This is a genomic window from Haloglomus halophilum (assembly GCF_024298885.1).
Lineage (GTDB): Archaea > Halobacteriota > Halobacteria > Halobacteriales > Haloarculaceae > Haloglomus > Haloglomus halophilum.
Genome location: NZ_CP101166.1, coordinates 251,567 through 270,268, shown reverse-complemented (window position 1 = coordinate 270,268; position 18,702 = coordinate 251,567). Strand labels below are relative to the sequence as shown.

At 50.1% G+C, this 18,702-nt stretch carries 12 protein-coding genes and 2 pseudogenes; 8 read left to right on the top strand and 6 right to left on the bottom strand.

The features are described 5' to 3' along the window. The first annotated feature begins 136 nt into the window (after nucleotides 1-136). Entirely contained in the window at nucleotides 137-1,906 is a 1,770-nt protein-coding gene (locus NL114_RS01200) for an ABC transporter ATP-binding protein (RefSeq protein WP_350355439.1), read from the top strand. Between the two features lie 350 nt (nucleotides 1,907-2,256). Here the strand turns inward: NL114_RS01200 and NL114_RS01195 are convergent. Continuing rightward, nucleotides 2,257-3,137 (bottom strand): annotated as a pseudogene (locus NL114_RS01195) (IS1595 family transposase). A gap of 644 nt (nucleotides 3,138-3,781) precedes the next feature. Between NL114_RS01195 and NL114_RS01190 the strand changes: the two are divergent. After that, nucleotides 3,782-4,840 carry a glycosyltransferase family 4 protein gene (locus tag NL114_RS01190; protein WP_254822985.1) on the top strand — a complete coding sequence of 353 codons (1,059 nt, stop codon included), beginning with the start codon at nucleotides 3,782-3,784 and terminating at the stop codon, nucleotides 4,838-4,840. Here the strand turns inward: NL114_RS01190 and NL114_RS01185 are convergent, their stop codons facing one another. Beyond that, nucleotides 4,841-5,623 carry a hypothetical protein gene (locus tag NL114_RS01185; protein ID WP_254822984.1) on the bottom strand — a complete coding sequence of 261 codons (783 nt, stop codon included), beginning with the start codon at nucleotides 5,621-5,623 and terminating at the stop codon, nucleotides 4,841-4,843. Between the two features lie 222 nt (nucleotides 5,624-5,845). Between NL114_RS01185 and NL114_RS01180 the strand changes: the two genes are divergently transcribed. Both NL114_RS01180 and NL114_RS01175 read left to right on the top strand, forming a co-directional pair. Then, a complete protein-coding gene (locus NL114_RS01180) occupies nucleotides 5,846-6,715 on the top strand; it encodes a glycosyltransferase family 2 protein (protein WP_254822983.1) in 870 nt (289 codons plus the stop codon). A gap of 142 nt (nucleotides 6,716-6,857) precedes the next feature. Beyond that, nucleotides 6,858-8,432 (top strand): phospholipid carrier-dependent glycosyltransferase, encoded by a 1,575-nt coding sequence (locus tag NL114_RS01175; protein ID WP_254822982.1) that lies wholly within the window; start codon nucleotides 6,858-6,860, stop codon nucleotides 8,430-8,432. Between the two features lie 63 nt (nucleotides 8,433-8,495). On the opposite strand, the gene NL114_RS01170 is transcribed toward NL114_RS01175, so the two are convergent. Together NL114_RS01170 and NL114_RS21800 are read right to left on the bottom strand one after the other, a co-directional pair. Next, nucleotides 8,496-8,822 carry a Rossmann-fold NAD(P)-binding domain-containing protein gene (locus NL114_RS01170; protein WP_286671112.1) on the bottom strand — a complete coding sequence of 109 codons (327 nt, stop codon included), beginning with the start codon at nucleotides 8,820-8,822 and terminating at the stop codon, nucleotides 8,496-8,498. 131 nt (nucleotides 8,823-8,953) lie between these two features. Further along, a pseudogene (locus NL114_RS21800) lies at nucleotides 8,954-9,177 on the bottom strand (ISH3 family transposase); the annotation flags it as partial. A 255-nt stretch (nucleotides 9,178-9,432) separates the two neighbouring features. Here NL114_RS21800 and NL114_RS01165 point away from each other — a divergent pair. The 4 genes from NL114_RS01165 (at nucleotide 9,433) to NL114_RS01150 (ending at nucleotide 14,993) form a co-directional block, all read left to right on the top strand. Continuing rightward, entirely contained in the window at nucleotides 9,433-10,575 is a 1,143-nt protein-coding gene (locus NL114_RS01165) for a hypothetical protein (RefSeq protein WP_254822980.1), read from the top strand. A 791-nt stretch (nucleotides 10,576-11,366) separates the two neighbouring features. Continuing rightward, nucleotides 11,367-12,182 carry a sulfatase-like hydrolase/transferase gene (locus NL114_RS01160; RefSeq protein ID WP_254822979.1) on the top strand — a complete coding sequence of 272 codons (816 nt, stop codon included), beginning with the start codon at nucleotides 11,367-11,369 and terminating at the stop codon, nucleotides 12,180-12,182. 3 nt (nucleotides 12,183-12,185) lie between these two features. Further along, nucleotides 12,186-13,328 carry a glycosyltransferase family 4 protein gene (locus tag NL114_RS01155; protein WP_350355386.1) on the top strand — a complete coding sequence of 381 codons (1,143 nt, stop codon included), beginning with the start codon at nucleotides 12,186-12,188 and terminating at the stop codon, nucleotides 13,326-13,328. 135 nt (nucleotides 13,329-13,463) lie between these two features. Then, nucleotides 13,464-14,993, top strand: coding sequence for a DUF362 domain-containing protein (locus NL114_RS01150; RefSeq protein ID WP_254822978.1), 1,530 nt, complete (start codon nucleotides 13,464-13,466; stop codon nucleotides 14,991-14,993). A gap of 8 nt (nucleotides 14,994-15,001) precedes the next feature. Here NL114_RS01150 and NL114_RS01145 read toward each other — a convergent pair whose 3' ends face one another. After that, complete coding sequence (locus NL114_RS01145; protein WP_254822977.1) at nucleotides 15,002-16,399, bottom strand: phenylacetate--CoA ligase family protein; 1,398 nt, start codon at nucleotides 16,397-16,399, stop codon at nucleotides 15,002-15,004. Nucleotides 16,400-16,442: 43 nt separating this feature from the next. Continuing rightward, nucleotides 16,443-18,584: a bi-domain-containing oxidoreductase gene (locus tag NL114_RS01140; protein WP_254822976.1), complete on the bottom strand. Its 2,142-nt coding sequence runs from the start codon at nucleotides 18,582-18,584 to the stop codon at nucleotides 16,443-16,445. Between the last annotated feature and the right edge of the window lie 118 nt (nucleotides 18,585-18,702).

The following is an 18,702-nucleotide window of genomic DNA, read 5'->3' as shown; positions in this document are numbered from 1 at the left end:
TTCGGATATAAAGTGTCACCAGGATAATCTTTTCCGCTGTAACAACAGCAGGTTTATGTCTCGCTTCGCCCCCTGTTTGTGACACCAGAATGTTCGCAAGACAGGGTTGTTGCGGGGAGGAGTCGTGACCGAGGAGATGCCGTCTTCGCGGGAGCAACTTCGGGCGCTGGTGGGTGTTGCGCGGTATCGGCCGAAGTTCACGGCGGGCATCGTCGGGCTTGGGGTCGTCGTTGCCGTCTTGGAAGGCCTGGGGGTGGGATTCATCCTCCCCATCATCCAGGTAACGCAGGGAAAAGCCGAGGCGAGTGGTGGACTCGTCGGGCTATTCGCCAGTGTGTACGAGTTTCTAGGTGTCCCCTTCAAGCTGCAGTACATTCTCCTCGGCGTCGGATTGATTCTCGCTGTTCGATACACCTGTGCGTTCGTCATCGACTGGCTGACCGCGAAGCTACGGATGGACTACATGCGCTATCTGCGTACGGAGGCCTTCGAGAACGCGCTGGATGCCCGAATCTCCTACTTCGACACGAAGGGTTCCGACGAGATGCTGAACGCCATCATCACGCAGACCCACTACGCGGGGAATACAATTCAGAAGGTGCGCCGGATTCTTGAGCTTTTCCTCATCAGTCTCGCGTACCTGCTCGTCGCGTTCGCTCTCGCGCCAATACTGATGCTGGTCAGCGTCGTTGCCCTCGGCGGACTCATGTACGGGATTAGGCGCGTAGTTGAGTCAGGATTCAGCGTCGGGAGCAAGGTCGCTAACGCGAACGAGCGTGTGCAGGAGTCCGTTCAGGCAGGGATGCAGGGGATTCGGGATGTGAAGGCGTTCAACCTCCACACGGAGCTCTTCGGTGACTTCCGGACTGCAGTGACACAGCACGTTGACTCGATGGTCCACCAGCGACGGAATCAGGCCATCATCAACAACTTCAACCAGTTCATGACGGCGGCGACGGTGTTCGCACTGCTCTTCGTCGGTATTGAGGTAGCGAACCTGTCACTGGGTGCGCTCGGGGTGTTCCTGTTCGCGATGTTCCGGCTCGGGCCGAAACTCAGCCATCTGAACGATGTCGTTTATGCCGCCGAGAACGACCTACCGCATCTCGTCCGCACGCAGTCGTTCGTCAAGCGGCTGGAACAGAATCAGGAGGACGATGGGGAGGAATCGGTTCCCGTTCCCGTCGATGAGGTTTGGTTCGATGATATCGAGTTCTCGTACGAGACGACCGACGAACAGGTGCTCAACGGCGTCTCGTTCAATGTGGACCGCGGCGAGTTCGTCGCATTCGCGGGACCGTCAGGGACTGGGAAGTCTACGATTGTCTCGTTGCTGATTCGGATGTACACACCCGACGGGGGAGAGATTACTGCCGACGGGACGCCGATCGGACAGTTCGACATCCACGAGTGGCGCTCCCGCGTCTCGCTGGTTCGGCAGCACCCATTCATCTTCAACGACACCCTCCGATACAACCTCACTATCGGAAACCGAGAGGCGACAGAGGAGGAAATCGACCGCGCGGTTCGCATCGCAAAGGTGGACGAGTTCTTCGACGAGTTGCCGCAGGGATACGATACGGTTCTCGGCGATAACGGAGTCAGACTATCGGGGGGGCAGAAGCAGCGAGTGGCGATTGCTCGGGCGCTGCTGAAGGATGCGGACTTCCTGATTCTGGACGAGGCGACGAGTGACCTCGATAGCCACCTAGAGGCAGATGTCCATCGGGGCATCGAATCGATGGACCGTGATTACGGAATCATCGCAATTGCGCACCGACTCTCAACGATTACGGATGCCGATAGGATTTACATGATGGAAGATGGCGAAATTATAGAGCGGGGTCAACATTTTGAGCTTGTGGAAGAGAACGGAAAGTACGCTGATTTTTATGCGACGCAGTAACAGCCGTTTCCGTTGTGTATAATCTCTCCATGATGGCTAATCAATACTAGGGGAGCAGAGAATAATAAAATGGACGATTTCAAAAACTTCCATTTAGTACCTATTGCCCCCAAGGAAAATGGTTGGTTTCCATATTCAAAACTGATTAACATAATTAAGGCCATAATGAACTATAAATAAATGAGGACATACATGTGCATTTTCATTCTCAAAGTTGCCCGTTATCGGAATTTACTGGTCGCAACTTTCCGCGTTTGTTGCACCAGTGGTGACCCAAGAGACACGTCTTAATTTTGGATGCAGACTTCCAGAGGGATGGCCGTTCGCTCTTGTGTAGCACATTGTTGATTTTAGAGAGTCACTCTGACAGCGTGTTTGAGCGCTTCTCGTCCGGGGTTGCGATAGAGTTCTCGTCTGAGTTGGAACGCTCGGGTATACTGTGTAAGGTAATCTTTTGAGATGCCTCGATGCGGCGAGAGCCACCGTCGCGCCAGCGACGCGTGGCTCTCGCAGGTGTTCACGTGGACCGTCTCGTTGGCGTACTCGCCGTCTCCGTAAACGACGTATCCGCGGTCGAATTGCTCGTCTTCCGCAAGCGGATCGTACACATAAAATCCGTCGGCAAGACGGGGCTCCTGCTGGCTGACCGCCAGCAGGAGCCGAATCGTCGATTCGTCTGCGGATTTCACTGGCACAACGGACCACTGCTCGGTGCCGCAATCCACGAGAACGAACGGGGTGTTTGTCTGGTTCTATAGGTTCCGCGTTCGCGTCGAGCGAGGCCGTGAGAGCGCAATCAGCTGTTGCGCTCGAGGCCTTTCAAGCCGGCAGAGACGTAGAACTCGTCAATTTTGACCGCGGTCCACGGAGATTGAGTGACGGCCCGTCGAGCGCTTCGGCGAAGCGCTCGACACGCCTGTGAATTGTTTTGTAGGTGACCTCTATTTCGCACTGTATCTGCCTGTGACTGGTGTTAAACCGCAAAAGCGCGTAGATTGAGCACAACCATTTGCGGAGTGCGATCTCCGAGTGAGCGAAAATCGTGCCGGTCTTATCGTTGAACGTCCGGTCGCAATCCTTACAGAGATGCCGCTGAAACTGTCCGTAGCTACCGTTTTTTGACCGTTCGGTCAGAACAGCAGTGGGGACTGGAAACACTGTCACGCCAGCGAACCTGTTGGGGCAGGTCCGCTGCGACCGATTCGGACCCAAACACATCGAGCGGAATCATTCGTGTCGGACACCGCGTCAGCGGTGTCTTTGTCCTCTTTGACTCGACAGCGCCAGCTCAGCAGTATCAACAATCTCCTACAAAAGAGCGTTCATCGATTGCCGCCTTACCCAAACGGCGGTTACAAAAATCTCACGACCATGCTTGATAAAAGTACACATCATCAACCAAGATATTGGTAGAACTTTCAGTATTTGAGAGGACGATTGTGTCAGCACAGTTGCGATAATGTACGCCCTCGGTTGTTGAAAAGTGCTCCCAGGGGCCTGTGATCGACTGTCGTTTCCGACCGAGAAACAATAAGCAGTTGACTCCGTCTTAGAGGCCCCAGATGTCCTTATTTAGCCACACTGGAAATCGTTCGCTGTTGCGCCTGACCCCTTCGCACGGCCGAACCCTTTGATCAGCAAGGTGGTCTGGTGGGCGGGTAGCCAAAACTTGAACTCGGCCTTGTCGTCTGCCGCTATCTCCAGCAATTTCGAATCATCTATTCTGACTGTATTCAAGATGACGATAATGGTGGCTTTTAAATGAGAGCCTTGTTGTTTAAATGTGGTGCGCATATCATACAGACAGTTATTTATTGGCGTTAGCAAACAAATGTATATCCCCTGTGCGGCAAAAGTACCAATAAGCAGTTATAGATGATGATGGAACCACGCTTGTACCTCCCGTACGTCGTCGGAACGGAATCCCCAATACCGTTCTTATTTGAGAAGACAGCTCCTTACTTCGCCAACAAGTATATTATTACAATTCACTCTCAAGACGGTAAGACATTTGGTTCTAATAGAATTAGCGAAATAAAGACTCACAATGAGAGTGTTCTTGATAAAATTCTAAAATTTGGAATAAGTAGTATCAACCAGTTTGATTTGATACATACCGGAGCTGGTGGACGCCTCCACTATCATAGCGCACAGCTCGGAACAATGAGAAACCGGAATGCAAAGCATATACACACATTCCGAGTCGATATAGATCCTGAACGCTGGAATCCCGAAATACGGCGTCGTACGGCCGAGATGGCCGACGTAGTTACTGCCGTCAGCGAACACACTGCGAGGACTGCTGAGCGTGAATTTGGAATCTCACCGAAGGTGATTTATAACGGGGTTGATTTGAACGAATTCGCCCCGGATAGGGGTCCATCAAAAGTTCTCGAGGATCTTGGTATCAATGAACCCGTCTTTCTCTTTGTCGGGGCTTTCCATACAAGAAAGCGACCGCTTGACTTTGTCAAAGTAGCTTCGAGAGTGCCTGATGCATCGTTCGTCATGGCGGGAGACGGACCGCAGTTCGATACCGCGAAGCGACGCGCTGAATCGATTGACAACCTCTATCTCCTCGGTAGAGTAGAAAAATCGAAACTTCCCCCAATATACGCGGAAGCCAGTGGGTTTATTTTCCCGAGTACGCAAGAGGGGTGTCCAAACGTTGTACTAGAATCACTGGCTTCGGGTACTCCAGTGCTAGGATACGAGGCCACATCAATGCCAGAGTTGGTTGAGACAGGCCGGACCGGAGAGCTAGTTGAACCTGAGGATATCGATAGACTTGTCGGGGCTGTGAATCGTCTATTAGAAACGGATATAGAGAGTATGGGACTGAAAGCACGAGAGTATGCTGTAGAAAATCACCGCTTCAAACACATAGCCAACCAGTATCTCGAAGTTTACGAGGATGTACTCACCCAGGAGTGACTACTTGTAGCCTAGGTTTCTGAGACGTTCGGTGATATCCTCATTTAGCTCAGCTTCACTATCGTTAGGTGCACCGTTGGAGATCGACTTTCGTTGATTACTGTCGAACTCCACCCACGGCACAAGCACCAAATCTCGGAGGAACTTACCTCTAGGATGACCGTAGATTCCGAACCGGCCAAATGAGTTCCCGTGGTCGGATGTCAGTACTGACTTTCCATTTAATGAGGTAACGAGATGCCTAACGTGAGGCATTGTGAGTTCAAGATTCTCCACGTAGGCCTTGTACACCGTTTCCTTATCGACTTCACCAATTTCTAGAAGACGCCAAATAGACATTTTATCATGATCGGTATCAATCTCACCTCCCCCTGACACGGTGCGATGGTTCAGTTGCCGGCCAGTTTCGCCGATGAATGGGTAGTGGGGTTGCAAAAGATGACATATTAGTCGCTTATCAGGGTACTCCTGTTCGGCTTCCAGACTTGCCTCAACTGCAGCTTGGGGAGGCACTGTGTTTAGTTCGTCATCCCAGTGGGTCTCCCAGAGCGGGAGAAAGTCGTAGAACTGCTCATGGAGACTAGTTGAGACGAGTTGAGGTGTCGCACTTACGTAAACGGTATCCCGAAACATTCGATTTGAAAAGTTTCGTTCAAGAAACTCCGTCGTGTGTGACCCCCTTGAAATCCGTTTTTCTACTTCGAACTGACCTCCAGCTACCTCAGTGAACACATCGTACCGGCAAGCGTCAATGATGATTAGGTTATCCCAATCGTGATCCATTACTGATACTCCGTCGTACCCTCGAATTTTCCGTGCCCAGTTCCGGTGGAGCCAGAACAAAACTTCTCGTGGGTTCCGCAATCCGTATACGACATCCGGGAACTGCATCTAAACCACTCTTCGGGCTAGAATCGGAAATAGCTGTCCGGAATGGGCACAGGGGACTCAGCATACCTAGTCCACAACCGCAATAGTTAGGCGGGAGTAGGTTCACACTTGGCTATGTCAGTTGCAGCGGGGGTCCCTGTACTACAACGGACATCCGATCTGAGGCGTTTCCTTTCGAGTGCAATAGAGAGTCCAATTGATACAGTGATTGTCGCAGACAACGGGAATAGCGGCGAACGTCAATCACTCTACCAAAAATCCTATCCGTTCGATTTGGAAATTTTAGACCTCCAATATGACATTGGTATAGGTGCCTGTAGACGAGCAGTTGCCGAGGCGTGCGACGATGAGTACCTACTCGTTGTCGATAATGATATGGAGGTTCCCCACAATATCGAAATATTAGTTGACATTCTCAAGGCAGCGCCGAATCTGGGGGCAGTAAGCGGTATTCTGCTGGAGAACGAAAGAGTGAGATCCGGTTGTCGCAATCTGTTCATTGAAGAACTGTTTGGTGACAGACAGGCTCTAACACTTGACATTCGAACTCCCCCAGAAGTAGAATCGGTCGTCGGTCATCCTATTGCCAAGTTCGACTTTCTGACAAATGCTGCAATCGTCAAGAGTGAGTGCTACGCTGACTACTGTTGGGATAACGAAATGATCGATAGAGAGCACCTAGACTTCTACACAGGCCACTATTTTGAGACGAACTGGGAGTTCGCGGTTTGTCCCGCAGTAACCTTTCCACATCACAAGCAATCCAACAACAAGTATAGGTGGCAGCATAGGGACGGAACATCAAAACAAGAGAGCGCCGACGTTCGATTCAAACGAAAGTGGGGGTTCGACAAAATCTGGGGCGGAACCCGTACCGAGTGGATTGATACGCGTGATGTACCGGAGAAGGCTCCAATTTGGTTCATAAGAAGGTATATACCAACGAGATACGAGGTGCAGTTAAGTAAACTAAAGTGGTTTTAGTTTAGGCTGTCCAAACTCAATGACGCAAATACATAAAAAACAGAGACGCACGAAAACCATTGCGACCATCGTTCTTTTACTCACATCTTTCGTAGGTTTTGGGATGACCCAATTCCATGGGTCTCTTTTCCCAACTGCTCCAGTGTTCATCACACTGTTCGGTGTCGGGATGTTCCTGCTGATTACTTATTCGAATACCGACAGTAGATACATTTTACTTCTAATAATCTCGGGGGCGGTACTGTGGCGTGTGTACTTATTTACATTCCCAGCATCTCTAATCGGAATAGATCCAGATTGGTTTGCTTGGCAGGTATTCCGAGTGAGTAATACAGGAACCATCGAGCCGATACTATCTCACTTCTACGGGCGAGCACCATTATTTATAGTTTTCAGTTCGATGTTCAATCACGTAGGAGAGGTAGGAGTGTCATGGAGTCTGATTATCTATCCGTTTATACTTGGCATCGGGTTCCCGATATTTGTATATTCGATAATTAGTCAGCTGTGGGGAAATCGAAATCATGCCCTGATGGGCGCTAGTTTAATCGCAGTAGAACCGACTTCCATAGCCTGGGGAATCTACCCGATAGCCCAGAGTTTGGCGACTTTCTTTTTTGTTGCGAGTATACTATCTGTAATGAGTTTGTATGACCATAATAAATCTAGATATTATCTGGTTTTTATCACGTTCGTGCTGGCGATGACTCTCACCCACAAGTTGCCGATATTGTACTTGGTGCTATTCTTTGGATTCATTTTGATATTAATAATGACTTATAGTGTGCTGTCTTACTTTGATATAAGATTAGAATCGGAAAGAGTCGTCCAAGGGACCAATATCATCAGGACTATTCAGCTAGCAATTTTCACATCAGTAATTTTAATTGTTCAGTTTGGAATAATCACTGTATTTTTAGCCAGTATATTGCCTATCGGAACATCAAAACCACCAGCGATATCACCCGTAGTTGAAACAAAGTGGGTAGTAAACCCGATCTCAGAATACTCAAGCATCTATCATTGGTTTTGGAAGTTGGAATACCATTTGATATTTTTCCCAGCGGCCGCGCTAGGAGGGGCTTTGACACTACTCGGACACACTAGTGACCGTATCGACATGCGAACTACGTGCGTGCTTGCAGCTGCGGGAATCACCACGTTCTTATTTTCGGTTTCATTCGCTCTTCCAGAACTCCTTCCTGGTGGCAATTCAAGATGGGAATTCTTTGCAGCACCATTTGCTGTCGTGCTTATTATCGGTTTATACAGGGGGGTTACAAGTAAAACCAAGAAATCCATTCTTATTTTCATTTTATTAATCATGGTAATTTCTCAGGTTTTTAGTGGAATTGCTATCAAAGAGGGGCCGGGAACACAGCGGTATTATCTCACCGAGCCTGAAGTTAGTGCTAAGGCATTCTCGAATACCTACGTCCAACAACCTGTTTCAACTGACTCCTATCTAGCTAAGGAGAGGATACCATCTCAAATCGATTATCAGACTTCCAATCAATATAGAAACTACAATTCGAACCTGTTCAATCGCAATATCGACGCAGATAGTTTTAAGTATCTACTCTACCGGTCAGATCAAGAAATATACCGAGGAGAGCACTCATCGTGGAGACTCCGTTACAATCCACAACCAGAGATAGAAGCAAACAAGAGGATATTCAAGGTATACACGAACCGAAACACCATACTCTACCATTAAGTTATTCTAAGTAACAAAATTTCTTTAATCGGGGAACTACATTCTTTGACATCTGATGAATCATCATAGGCCATTGGAATCAGCGAGCCACGTCCTGACCGATTTTGCCCACGCCGACGGCGCCGAACGTTTTCCCACGAAGCGACGTTCCTCGGGAGGAGACCAAGTCAGCCTTGCGTAGGGCTGGTCAATCAAGTGGAGGTCGCGGGTCAGGAGTATTGCGTAGGCGATGACGCCATCGGCAACCTCATTAATGAAGGCACCGGGCGTGTTGAACATCTCGACTCCGTTGTCCGCCGTGGTGTCGGACTCGATGTTATCCGTGCCGATACCCCACTTGGCGATGACCTTGAGTTTGACACCGAGGTCAAGACCATCAAGTAGACCAATAACCTCGGCGGGGACTCTGCCGGTGGTTTCGCCGTCTTCGAGACGTGGTTATATCTGCAGATACGCATTCCGTGCTTCACTTCCGACTGGTAGATACTGTCCGTTTCATCTTCGTCATCGTAATAGAGTCACAAGTGGCGGTCTGCGCAGATCTGCACCTGCTCGGGAAGCAGTTCGGCAATATCTCGACAAAGGGGTGTTATAGACTTGTTAGAGCCTTTCCGGCCTGAAATTCGTCCGTAGATGAGTAAGAATTGTGTTCAACGGTAACGAGTCTTTGATGGAGTTGCAGTGTTGAGACGGAGTCCCGTCCGCAATCAGGCCGCCGAGGATTGTAGATGTCCTCAATACCGATTTTCAGTGTTTTTGGCAAGTTTCAAGAGAGTTTTTCATAAAGTTTTTTGAATAGGATTAAATGTGTTTATTCTTCTGAATTTCATCAACTAATTTTTCCGCCTTGAACACATCTTCATCAACAGATGTCCTAACTAACTGGTTTGTGATATACTGAAATTGATTGCTCTCCCCTCACCGGAAACTGGGAGGATTGGATGAGTTATGCCTATACGATAGGAGATATTTTAAGCAATCACGACTGAACACTTGAGTAATGACATCTGTCGGAATCCTTGAGGTCAATACACATCAAAATCTATTGCGAACAAATATCCAAACCCTGATATCAGCAGGATTTGACGTAACCGTTTTTACTACAAATGACATAAGAAGTGATATAGTTGAGGAAAACCACATAACAAGCCAATGCGACTGGAACCTAATAAAGAATAGAGAATCAATTGCAGATTATTTAGAAAGGGTAGAAGACGTATGCTCAAATTCAATAGACAACTTATTTATACAATATATATCTTCTGAGATTGATGAGCTAAAGGCATATCTAAGATTTAATCCTGATTGTAATATCGCTTGTCAATTATATAACTTAAATAATTGGTTTTCTTTTCCCCACGTTCGCTTAACTGTCGCCCCCTATATTAGTTATTTGGCAAGAAGAGTTATTCTAAGAAAATTTGACCTTATCCTTGTAGAGTATGGACCAATGAAAGAATTCTTGTGCGAGAATATTGGTCTCGGGAAAAAGGTGAAAGTATGGAGTCCATCCATCTATAATTGCGAAGCTGAACATAATAATATCCGCTCAGATAATCAAATAACTATCACTATCCCTGGACACATCCGAGACGATCGCCGAGATTACCGGCCAATATTAGATATATTCAAATTAATGTCAGACAGTTTAAACAAAGAAATCCGTTTGGTTCTCTTAGGAAACCCCCGTGGCACTTACGGAAAGGATATTGTTGATTACGCAGAAAGTCTGCAAAATAGTGGTTATAACATAACCTATTATGAGAGATGGGTATCCACGGACGAATTTAATGGTCAACTGTTACACACCGACTTTTTAATAGCTCCATTAAAATACAAAATTAATAAAGGTGGCTGGTATGAGATTTATGGGAGAACAAAGGGGTGTGGTACTGTACTTGATGCAATAAAAACGGGAACGCCTGCATTTGTACCAAGCCATTTTAATATACCAACAAATATGGAGGGGTTGCTAAATAATTATTCAAGTACAGACCGTTTGGAAAATCGTTTAACCTCCATAATTACATGTGAAAAAACAACAAAGTTGAAGAATGAAGCCAAATATATTTCACAGAACTATACGCTCCCAAAGCAATCCAAAAGATTGCGCAGCATAATATCAGAACTCGAAAGTCATTAATGATAGAGCACGGTATAGTTTTGCACCTCTCTTGATTTCATCCATCGAGCACTTGATACCGTCAATGTTCGTTGTATTATTGCAGAATAGTGTGACCACTGATTTTCCCGGTTAGGTACACTTACAGTTTGGGCGAGCCTCAGGCGGCAGGGGGCTCTTGAAACAGCGTCGGCATCCTTCAACCGTAGAAACATAAGATACGGCAGGGTTCTGTATCAAGCTATTCTTTGAATACTCTTCGATTAGCTCGTTTACGTATTACTCATTACCCCAACGCCCACCATAATTAATAAATAGGCATCGGTTCAATACCGGCACGCTCTGACGGTGTCACCAATAATATCAAACGGGAGACAATTCCCACAGTATATATTTGTGTCCGTGGCTACAAGAATTGGATAATAGCAGTGTCCAGTCTCTCGGAAGCGCTCTCAGAGCTCACCGTCGACAACGTTTATGTTTACGCCTGCGATGCGGTCCGAAGGGACTACCTTCCGAACAACATCCTAGACCTCGGTACGACAGTAAAAAAGTCGGCGCGTCGACAATGAGCGCACCCTCGTTCTCCTCCATGCTCTCGGGGCTGTATCCGACCTCTAACCAGGTTACTCGTTCAAAAACAGGCTCGGTGACGAAGTACCGACTATGTCGGACTTGGACGAAGTATCGACGGGGTTTTTGAACTCAATTTTCGAGTACGCGGCGAAAAAGCATAATAGCCTCGGCCCAATCTATCAGATGCTCGGCGTCGACCACCCTACGAGAGTCCCTGTGATAGAGAGTCGCCGTTCGTGCTCTTCGAACACGCCCCTGGCGGACACCCCCCGTACGGCGATTTCGCTAGCGGTGCGACGGAGTACTCCGAACGCCACCGGAACCACGGCGAACACGAACTCAAAGCTGACTACGAACGGTCGATCGAACTCGATGTCGACCTGTTCGAGGACCGACTCGACCTGCTCGAATCGAAGGACGTGCTAGATGACACACTTGTCGTATACACATCCGACCACGGCGAACTTCTCGGAGAGAACGGCATGGTTGGGCACAACTCACCAATGACTCCTGAGACGGCGTACGTCCCAACCGTGTTCGTTCACCCAGACCTGCCCGACGGCGCGGTCACGGATGCCGTGATGAGCCATGTGGATCTGTTCCCGACCATCCTCGATATGCTCGGTCGCTACCACGACTCAGCGTTCGATGGGGAATCCCTGGTAAGGCCTGCTTCATCAGGACCGAAGTGCTGTATCTACAACAATCGGTTCGTGTCTGACAAGTTTCCGCTGACGGATGGCCACATCCAGTACTATGGCATCTGGGATGCAGATGGAGGTTACGTCTTCCCGCGCAGTAATCTCGCCAAGCGATTATTGGTGCTCGCCGGGAAGACCTACAAGAGCCCGAAGCGCCACTACCTTCGCCGGAACGTCGGTTCGTTGTTCAGTCAGTACAGCAGGGAATCCCGCAAGTACGGAGACCCAGCGTTTAGCATCGACGACGCGAAAACTACACTCCAGCGGTTGAACGAACGCTCACCGGTCGGATTGCGACAAGAACTTGAAGCGGCGAACGCCGAACAGCTCGAAAATCTCGGATACCTGTAATCGATGCGCGTACTTAATTCAATGATTGATCCGCGAATTGGTGGCCCACAACTTCGGAGTCTTGCTGTCGCCAAACGACTCCGAGAACACGATGTCGAAACTGAATTTCTCCTCCCTGACGGTGATGATGAGTTCGTCAAGCGTGCTCGAGAAGACGAGTTCAAAGTTCATCGTCCAGGATTTTCCCGTATCCATCCACCGAAGGATATCATAAATAATAGCAAATATCTCCTCAAATTTCCTCTCGCGGTCCATCGTATACAGAGGGTAATTCAGGACCGAGAGATTGATGTTGTCCACGCGAATATGTCTCTGAACTTCGACGCGAGCATTGCCACATGGCGAAGCGACGCAGCCCTTGTTTGGCACTTCAACGATGTTTTGGTGCCATGGCCACTCACTCGTATTGCTGGACTACTATCTGGTGCGATCGCTGACGAGAGGGTTGTAGCGTCGGGAAGTGTAGCTGACCACTATTTCGCCACAACAAATGGTGTGCAGAAGTTGTACGCCCCAGTCGATATTCAGGAATTCAATCCTGACAATGTCACGGGATCCGGATTACGTGAGGAACTCGGTGTTCCAGAAGACACAATTATCGTCGGTGGCGTTGGTAATCTGAACCCGATCAAGGGCCATGAGTACATCATCCGTGCTGCAGCGCAGGTGCAATCGAAAACCGAGCACGAGATTGTTGTTCCAATCGCAGGGGGTGTTCTTGATTCACGGATGGAATATTTCGAGCACCTGAAATCATTACGTAGCGAGCTGGGACTTGAGCAGACAGTTCACTTTCTCGGCAGACGCAGCGATATCCCTCAACTTCTGTCTCAGTTCGATATCTTCGTACTACCATCAATTGCTGAAGCATGTCCGATGGCAGTATTGGAAGCGATGGCAATGAGAAAACCAGTGGTCGCAACTTCGGTTGGGGGGGTCCCTGAACAAATCACCGACGGTGAATCCGGATGGCTCGTTCCTCCAAAAGATAGCCAGGAATTGGCCAACGCGATCGTCAAGGCTGTTGAGGATGAAGGCGAAAGACATCGGAGAGAGAAGAATGCCCGTCAAAAAGCAGTAGACGTTTTCTCATTAGAACGTTGCATTGAAAGACACCTCGAAACATATTCAAAAGCTATGGAGTAGATGCTGACCCGATAATACGTTATTGGAGGTAGCCATACCCAATTACTCCAATACATTGAACTGTACTTTCATGCCAATAAACAAATACAAAAACTCGAAGGAAGAGATTTACGGGTTCCTCACAAAGCATTACACATGAACTTCTCAGAGGCGCCGGAAACGGTAGTCGCTCATCAGGTCGATAAATCCACCTATCCTGAGGACCCGCCATTTCATCCAGACACCGATTACCCTGAATACCAATTCGACGCTCTGAGTGATAAGGGGAATCCCGTATATGATGCGGTCCGTGAATGTTTTAAACAGGCTAACCTGGACTCCGAACACGTTGGCACAGCAGACTGGAATCCACTCTCTGGATTGATAGAGTCCACCGACAGGGTTCTTCTGAAACCCAACTTCGTAAAAGAGGATCACCCTCGCGACCCCGACGGGTGGAGGTACGTTCTCACCCACGGAAGCGTCATAAGAGCAATCGCTGATTATGTTCTACTTGCTCTGGGAGGAGATGGGCAACTTATCTTGGGAGATGCCCCCCAAACGGACTCATCATTTGATAAGGTGTGTGAACGAGTCGGACTGTACCATATTCAGGATTTCTACCTCAGTGAAGGCAAGTGCCTCCAAACAGTCGATATGCGACAAGAGGAATGGGAGAGCGAGGGAGGTATAGTAACTGACCGAAGGAAACTTCGTGGCGACCCCTTCGGCTACACCGAATTCGATCTCGGTGACGCAAGCGAGTTCGCTGATCACCCTGGGCAAGGAGACTATTACGGAGCGGACTACGACACGGAACACGTCAACCACCACCACACCGGTGGGCGCCATGAGTACCTCATCGCTTCATCCGCGATCGAAGCAGACGTCGTCTTCAGCCTCCCGAAAGCGAAGACGCACAAGAAAGCCGGGGTGACGCTCAGTCTGAAGAACCTTGTCGGGATCAACGGTGATAAAAACTACTTACCACACCACACAGAGGGTGACGAGGTTAACGATGAGCACCCAGATCCGGATCCGACCCACCGAGTAGAACAGGCGATAATGCCGCTGGTCAGAAAGGGAATGACGACGTTTCCTAATCTGGTACCGAAGGCTGTCTCCACCGCCAGACCAGTGTGGGAAGGTATCTTTGGGAGTACCAGCGACACGATACGTAGCGGCAATTGGTGGGGTAATGATACTGTGTGGCGGATGTGTCTTGACCTCAACAAGTTGCTGTTCTACGGAAAACCTGATGGCGAACTCCGAGATGATAATTCGGAGAGCAGAAAGCGGCACTACTCTCTGTGTGACGGTATTGTTGCTGGCGAGTCCCGTGGTCCCATGGACCCGGATCCGAAAGAAGCCGGGTTATTGGTCTTCGGTACACATCCGGCGAGCGTTGACGCGGTCACCACATATCTGATGGGATTCGACCCGGAGCTGGTCCCTATCGTCCGTAACGCGTTCCGTTGCGAAAAATATCCACTCGCAGAATGCGCTCTCGAAGATATCGCGGTTGAGAGTAACCGCCCGGAGTGGGACGGGAACCTCACGAAAATCCCAGTGGAATCGACATTAGAATTCGAGCCACACTTCGGGTGGGTGGACCACATTGAACACGGTTCCGAGCATTCTGAAGCGGAGAGCCGTGCCCAGGCTACAGCACGAACGCGTCACTAGTGATACGTTTAGCGATCTGATTCTTCGATTCGCATCGTCTTGATATCCGAGACGACAAATTTCATTTTCCCGTTGTCAGTCCGATTGATTTCATCGACATAGGTGAATTCAATTCCAATTTCTTCGCCGAGGCGAGACCGTGCATTTTCACGAAGCGCCGACTCGATTTTATCGCCGTATTCATCACCAGCGACGATTCGGAACACAACGTGCTCTCGGTCGGGTTGGTATATCTGAGCTTCGTGGACGGACTCGAAGTCCTTGAAGATGTGATCCAGCCGCCCGACTCGGGCACCATTGGGCAATACGACGTAATCGTCCTGTCGGCCAAGTAAAGAGTCAATGACTCGGCCGGGCCGTCCACAGGAACAGCTTTCGTTGGCAAGCGTAGCGATGTCTCCTGTATCGTATCGTAACAGGGGGAATGCTGGATTCGTCCAGTTGGTTCCGACGATACGGTGGCCCTCTCCATTTTCAAGCGGAATGAACTCGACGTGGGCGAAATCCTCGTCCACATGGAGGTTGCCCTCTGGGCATTCCGAGATGTTAGCGACGGCTTCTGCGAGGCCGTAGTGCTGTCGCACAGGGATACCGAACGCTTCCGAGATTATCTCTCGCTGGTGGTCAAAGAGCGTTTCCGCTCCGATTGTCGCAATTCGTAGCGTAGGCGGAGCATCTAGACCCTCGTCCAGAATCTGACTTCCGAGCAGTGCCAGTGAGGAGGGATAGCCGTGTAGCCAGGGCAGTTCGTGGTCTCGTATTCCCTGTACGTAGTGTTGAGCGTTCCTCGGTTTCAGATGGAACGAACTGAACATCACTTGGTGGTAGGGGTAGTTCACTCGCCAGAAAGGTGGGGAAGACTGATTGATTGGAACGATAGGAATCCCACCGAAGTATCCGTGCCAGGTCTCGAGATCAAGCCCATGCCATTTTCGATACCGCCACCACACGGCCCACTGCTCCCGCATAGCTCGCTTAGTCTGTGCGAATCTCAGTCCACTTCCCGTCGTGCCGCTTGTGTGGCAGGGGATTAGGTCGTCATCGGGAATCGTTTCCGGCTGAATCTGTCCCCCCGCGTCTTTCACCTCTTGCTTGGTGAGGATCGGGAGCTTTTCCAGCTGTTCAAATGGCTTGTTGGAGTCTGGCTCGACCCCGTACTCTTCAAATCGCTTGCGCCAGTACGGACTTTCCGACGCCGTACGGAGGAATTGTTGAAGCCTATCAGTACGATATTGACGAAGTTCCTCGGTCGAATAGTTCTCTCGTCTGATAGCGTCTTGTAATAAATTATTGAAGGCCCCTCCACGGCGCTTCCGTTTTAGACGCCAGCCCTTCGCCGAGACGGCCACGTGCTGCAGAAGGCGCGGAGAGCGGTCATATATGGACTTGAGACGGTTATCAATCATCAGTATGTATCCAGGGATTTCTATTGCTTATAGCGAGGACATCTTACAGGTACTCAGTCACGTCAACCTCAACCGGATCGGAACTACGCAAGGACTCGTTGACTCCGAACGTTGCTGCGGTCACCTCAACTACTTCCTCAAGTGGAATCGGTGATTTCCCACCCGAAAGTATCGATTCGACGAATGCGTCGAACTCTCGGTCATGTCCTTTGTCCTGTCCGAGGCTCAATCTCCCTCCCTTGAAATTATCGACAGTCGTTGAGCGTCCGTCTCCGAAACCCTCCACGTACTCCTTTGGAAGAGAGCTATCTCCCAAGGTAGTGTAGGTAATAGCTGCGGTACTCCCGTCCACAAACGTTACATTGACCTGAACGTTCTCGGGGAGGCCGGGGCCGGTATCCGTGGAGGTCGAATACACACGTTGGATGGGTGACTCTGCAACGAATCGCACGAAGTCGATGAAGTGACACACCTCTCCGACCACCCGGCCGCCACCCTCCGCCGGATCATGCAGCCAGTGGTCATCGGGAATCTCATCAGCATTCACCCGATAGTTCAGCATGACTGGGCTATTACTCCCCGATATCGTCTCTTTCATCTGCTGAGTCGGACCTGCAAATCGCCGATTGAACCCGACCATCAGCCGCCCTTCAGATTCCTGGGCTGTCGTAGCTACTTCGTGGAGTCCTGCCTCATCTATCGCGAGTGGTTTCTCCACGTGAACGTCCCTGTCGTTCTTGAGCGCCGCAGTTGCGACCTCCGCGTGAAGGTCATGCCGGGTGGCCACAACTACGATATCGATATCGTCGTCAACAGTGATGTCTGAATAATCTGATGTCGAGTACGAACAGTCGTGTTCGTCTGCAACTTCGGAGGCCGATACCCCCGTACCCGAACATACTGCGTGTAAGTTGAGATCATCGTTGTCGGCGATAATCGGAACCAGTGTCCCTCTTGCGAAGGTTCCTGCCCCTATCAATCCGACCGAGAGAGGTGCAGAGCGACTTTTCAGCCTGGAGCCTGGGTTGTGCTCCCGCTTCGTCGGGTGTTCACGCTCTGGATCGTACTTGAGCAGAACTCCTGTGAAATCCTCATTGTTTGGATTCTCCAGAATCATCTCGTAGGCATCGGTCGCCTCGTCGATCGAAAACTGGTGTGTCTGGAGCGCGTCGAAGTCCAAACGATCATCAGCGAGCAATCGTAGACACTCGCGCATGTTTCGGTTCTCAGTCCAGCGGACGTATCCGATCGGATAATCTAACCCATTCTCCTCGTAGGTTCTATCATAACGTCCCGGACCGTACGAACGGGAAATCAGGAAGTCCAGTTCCTTCTCGTAGTACAGTTCACGGGGGATGTCCATACCGACCTGACCGACGATGGAGACGCGTCCCTGCTTTCGCGTGATCTCTCCTGCCAGCTCGACGGGGTCGTTGCTTTTTGTCGATGCAGCCACGAGCGTTGCGTCCACCCCGTGCCCTTCTGAGAACTCCTCTGCAACGGCTCCAATGTCATCTTCGCCGATGACTGCACCCTGTGCTGCCCCCATAGCAGTTCCCTTTTCGACCTGACCAGGGTCGATATCGATACCAAGCACCGGGAACCCATATGCGTCGAGAATCTGGGTTGCGGTTTGGCCTACTAACCCGAGCCCGAGCACTGCGACTCGCTCTCCAGGCGTCAGGTCCGCGCGCCGAATCCCTTGCATAGCAATCGACCCGATGGTAACGAATGCGGCTTCGGATAGGGCGACCCCTTCTGGAACTGGTGCACAGAGGTTAGCTGGAACTGAAACCACTTCCGCATGATTGGCATACCCAGCTCCAGCACAAGCGACCATATCTCCCCTCGAAAATTCGGTGACGTCATCCCCAACAGCAATCACTTCTCCACTACAGCTGTAACCGAGGGGAGTGGCCTCTTCGAGACGGGCCATGACCGACCTGTAGGTCGAGACTAAGCCGTCGTTTCGCGCTTTCTCGAATACTTTCTTGGCGAGATCGGGCCGCTCCTTGGCCTTGCCAAGGTAGCTCTTCTGGCCCAGTTCGATCATCGATTTCTCGGTTCCCGCACTCACACAGGAGTAGTGATTCTTGACGAGGATATTTCCAGCATCGACCTGTGGCCGGGGCACATCAGCCACGCGCACATCGCCATGTTTGAAATCCTGGATTACCTGCTTCATGAGCTATCCCCACCCTGGTGAACCTTCTCGATTACTTGTTGGATAAGATCCGGCCGTTCACGTTCGTTGCTAGGCACGTTCATCTGAGTCATCTGGTTCATCAGACTTTCGACCTTGC

Coding starts and splice junctions, on each gene's coding strand:
- NL114_RS01200 (WP_350355439.1), top strand. CDS start 137: ATGCCGTCTTCGCGGGAGCAACTTCGGGCGCTGGTGGGTGTTGCGCGG.
- NL114_RS01190 (WP_254822985.1), top strand. CDS start 3,782: ATGATGATGGAACCACGCTTGTACCTCCCGTACGTCGTCGGAACGGAA.
- NL114_RS01185 (WP_254822984.1), bottom strand. CDS start 5,623: ATGGATCACGATTGGGATAACCTAATCATCATTGACGCTTGCCGGTAC.
- NL114_RS01180 (WP_254822983.1), top strand. CDS start 5,846: ATGTCAGTTGCAGCGGGGGTCCCTGTACTACAACGGACATCCGATCTG.
- NL114_RS01165 (WP_254822980.1), top strand. CDS start 9,433: ATGACATCTGTCGGAATCCTTGAGGTCAATACACATCAAAATCTATTG.
- NL114_RS01155 (WP_350355386.1), top strand. CDS start 12,186: ATGCGCGTACTTAATTCAATGATTGATCCGCGAATTGGTGGCCCACAA.
- NL114_RS01150 (WP_254822978.1), top strand. CDS start 13,464: ATGAACTTCTCAGAGGCGCCGGAAACGGTAGTCGCTCATCAGGTCGAT.
- NL114_RS01145 (WP_254822977.1), bottom strand. CDS start 16,399: ATGATTGATAACCGTCTCAAGTCCATATATGACCGCTCTCCGCGCCTT.
- NL114_RS01140 (WP_254822976.1), bottom strand. CDS start 18,584: ATGAAGCAGGTAATCCAGGATTTCAAACATGGCGATGTGCGCGTGGCT.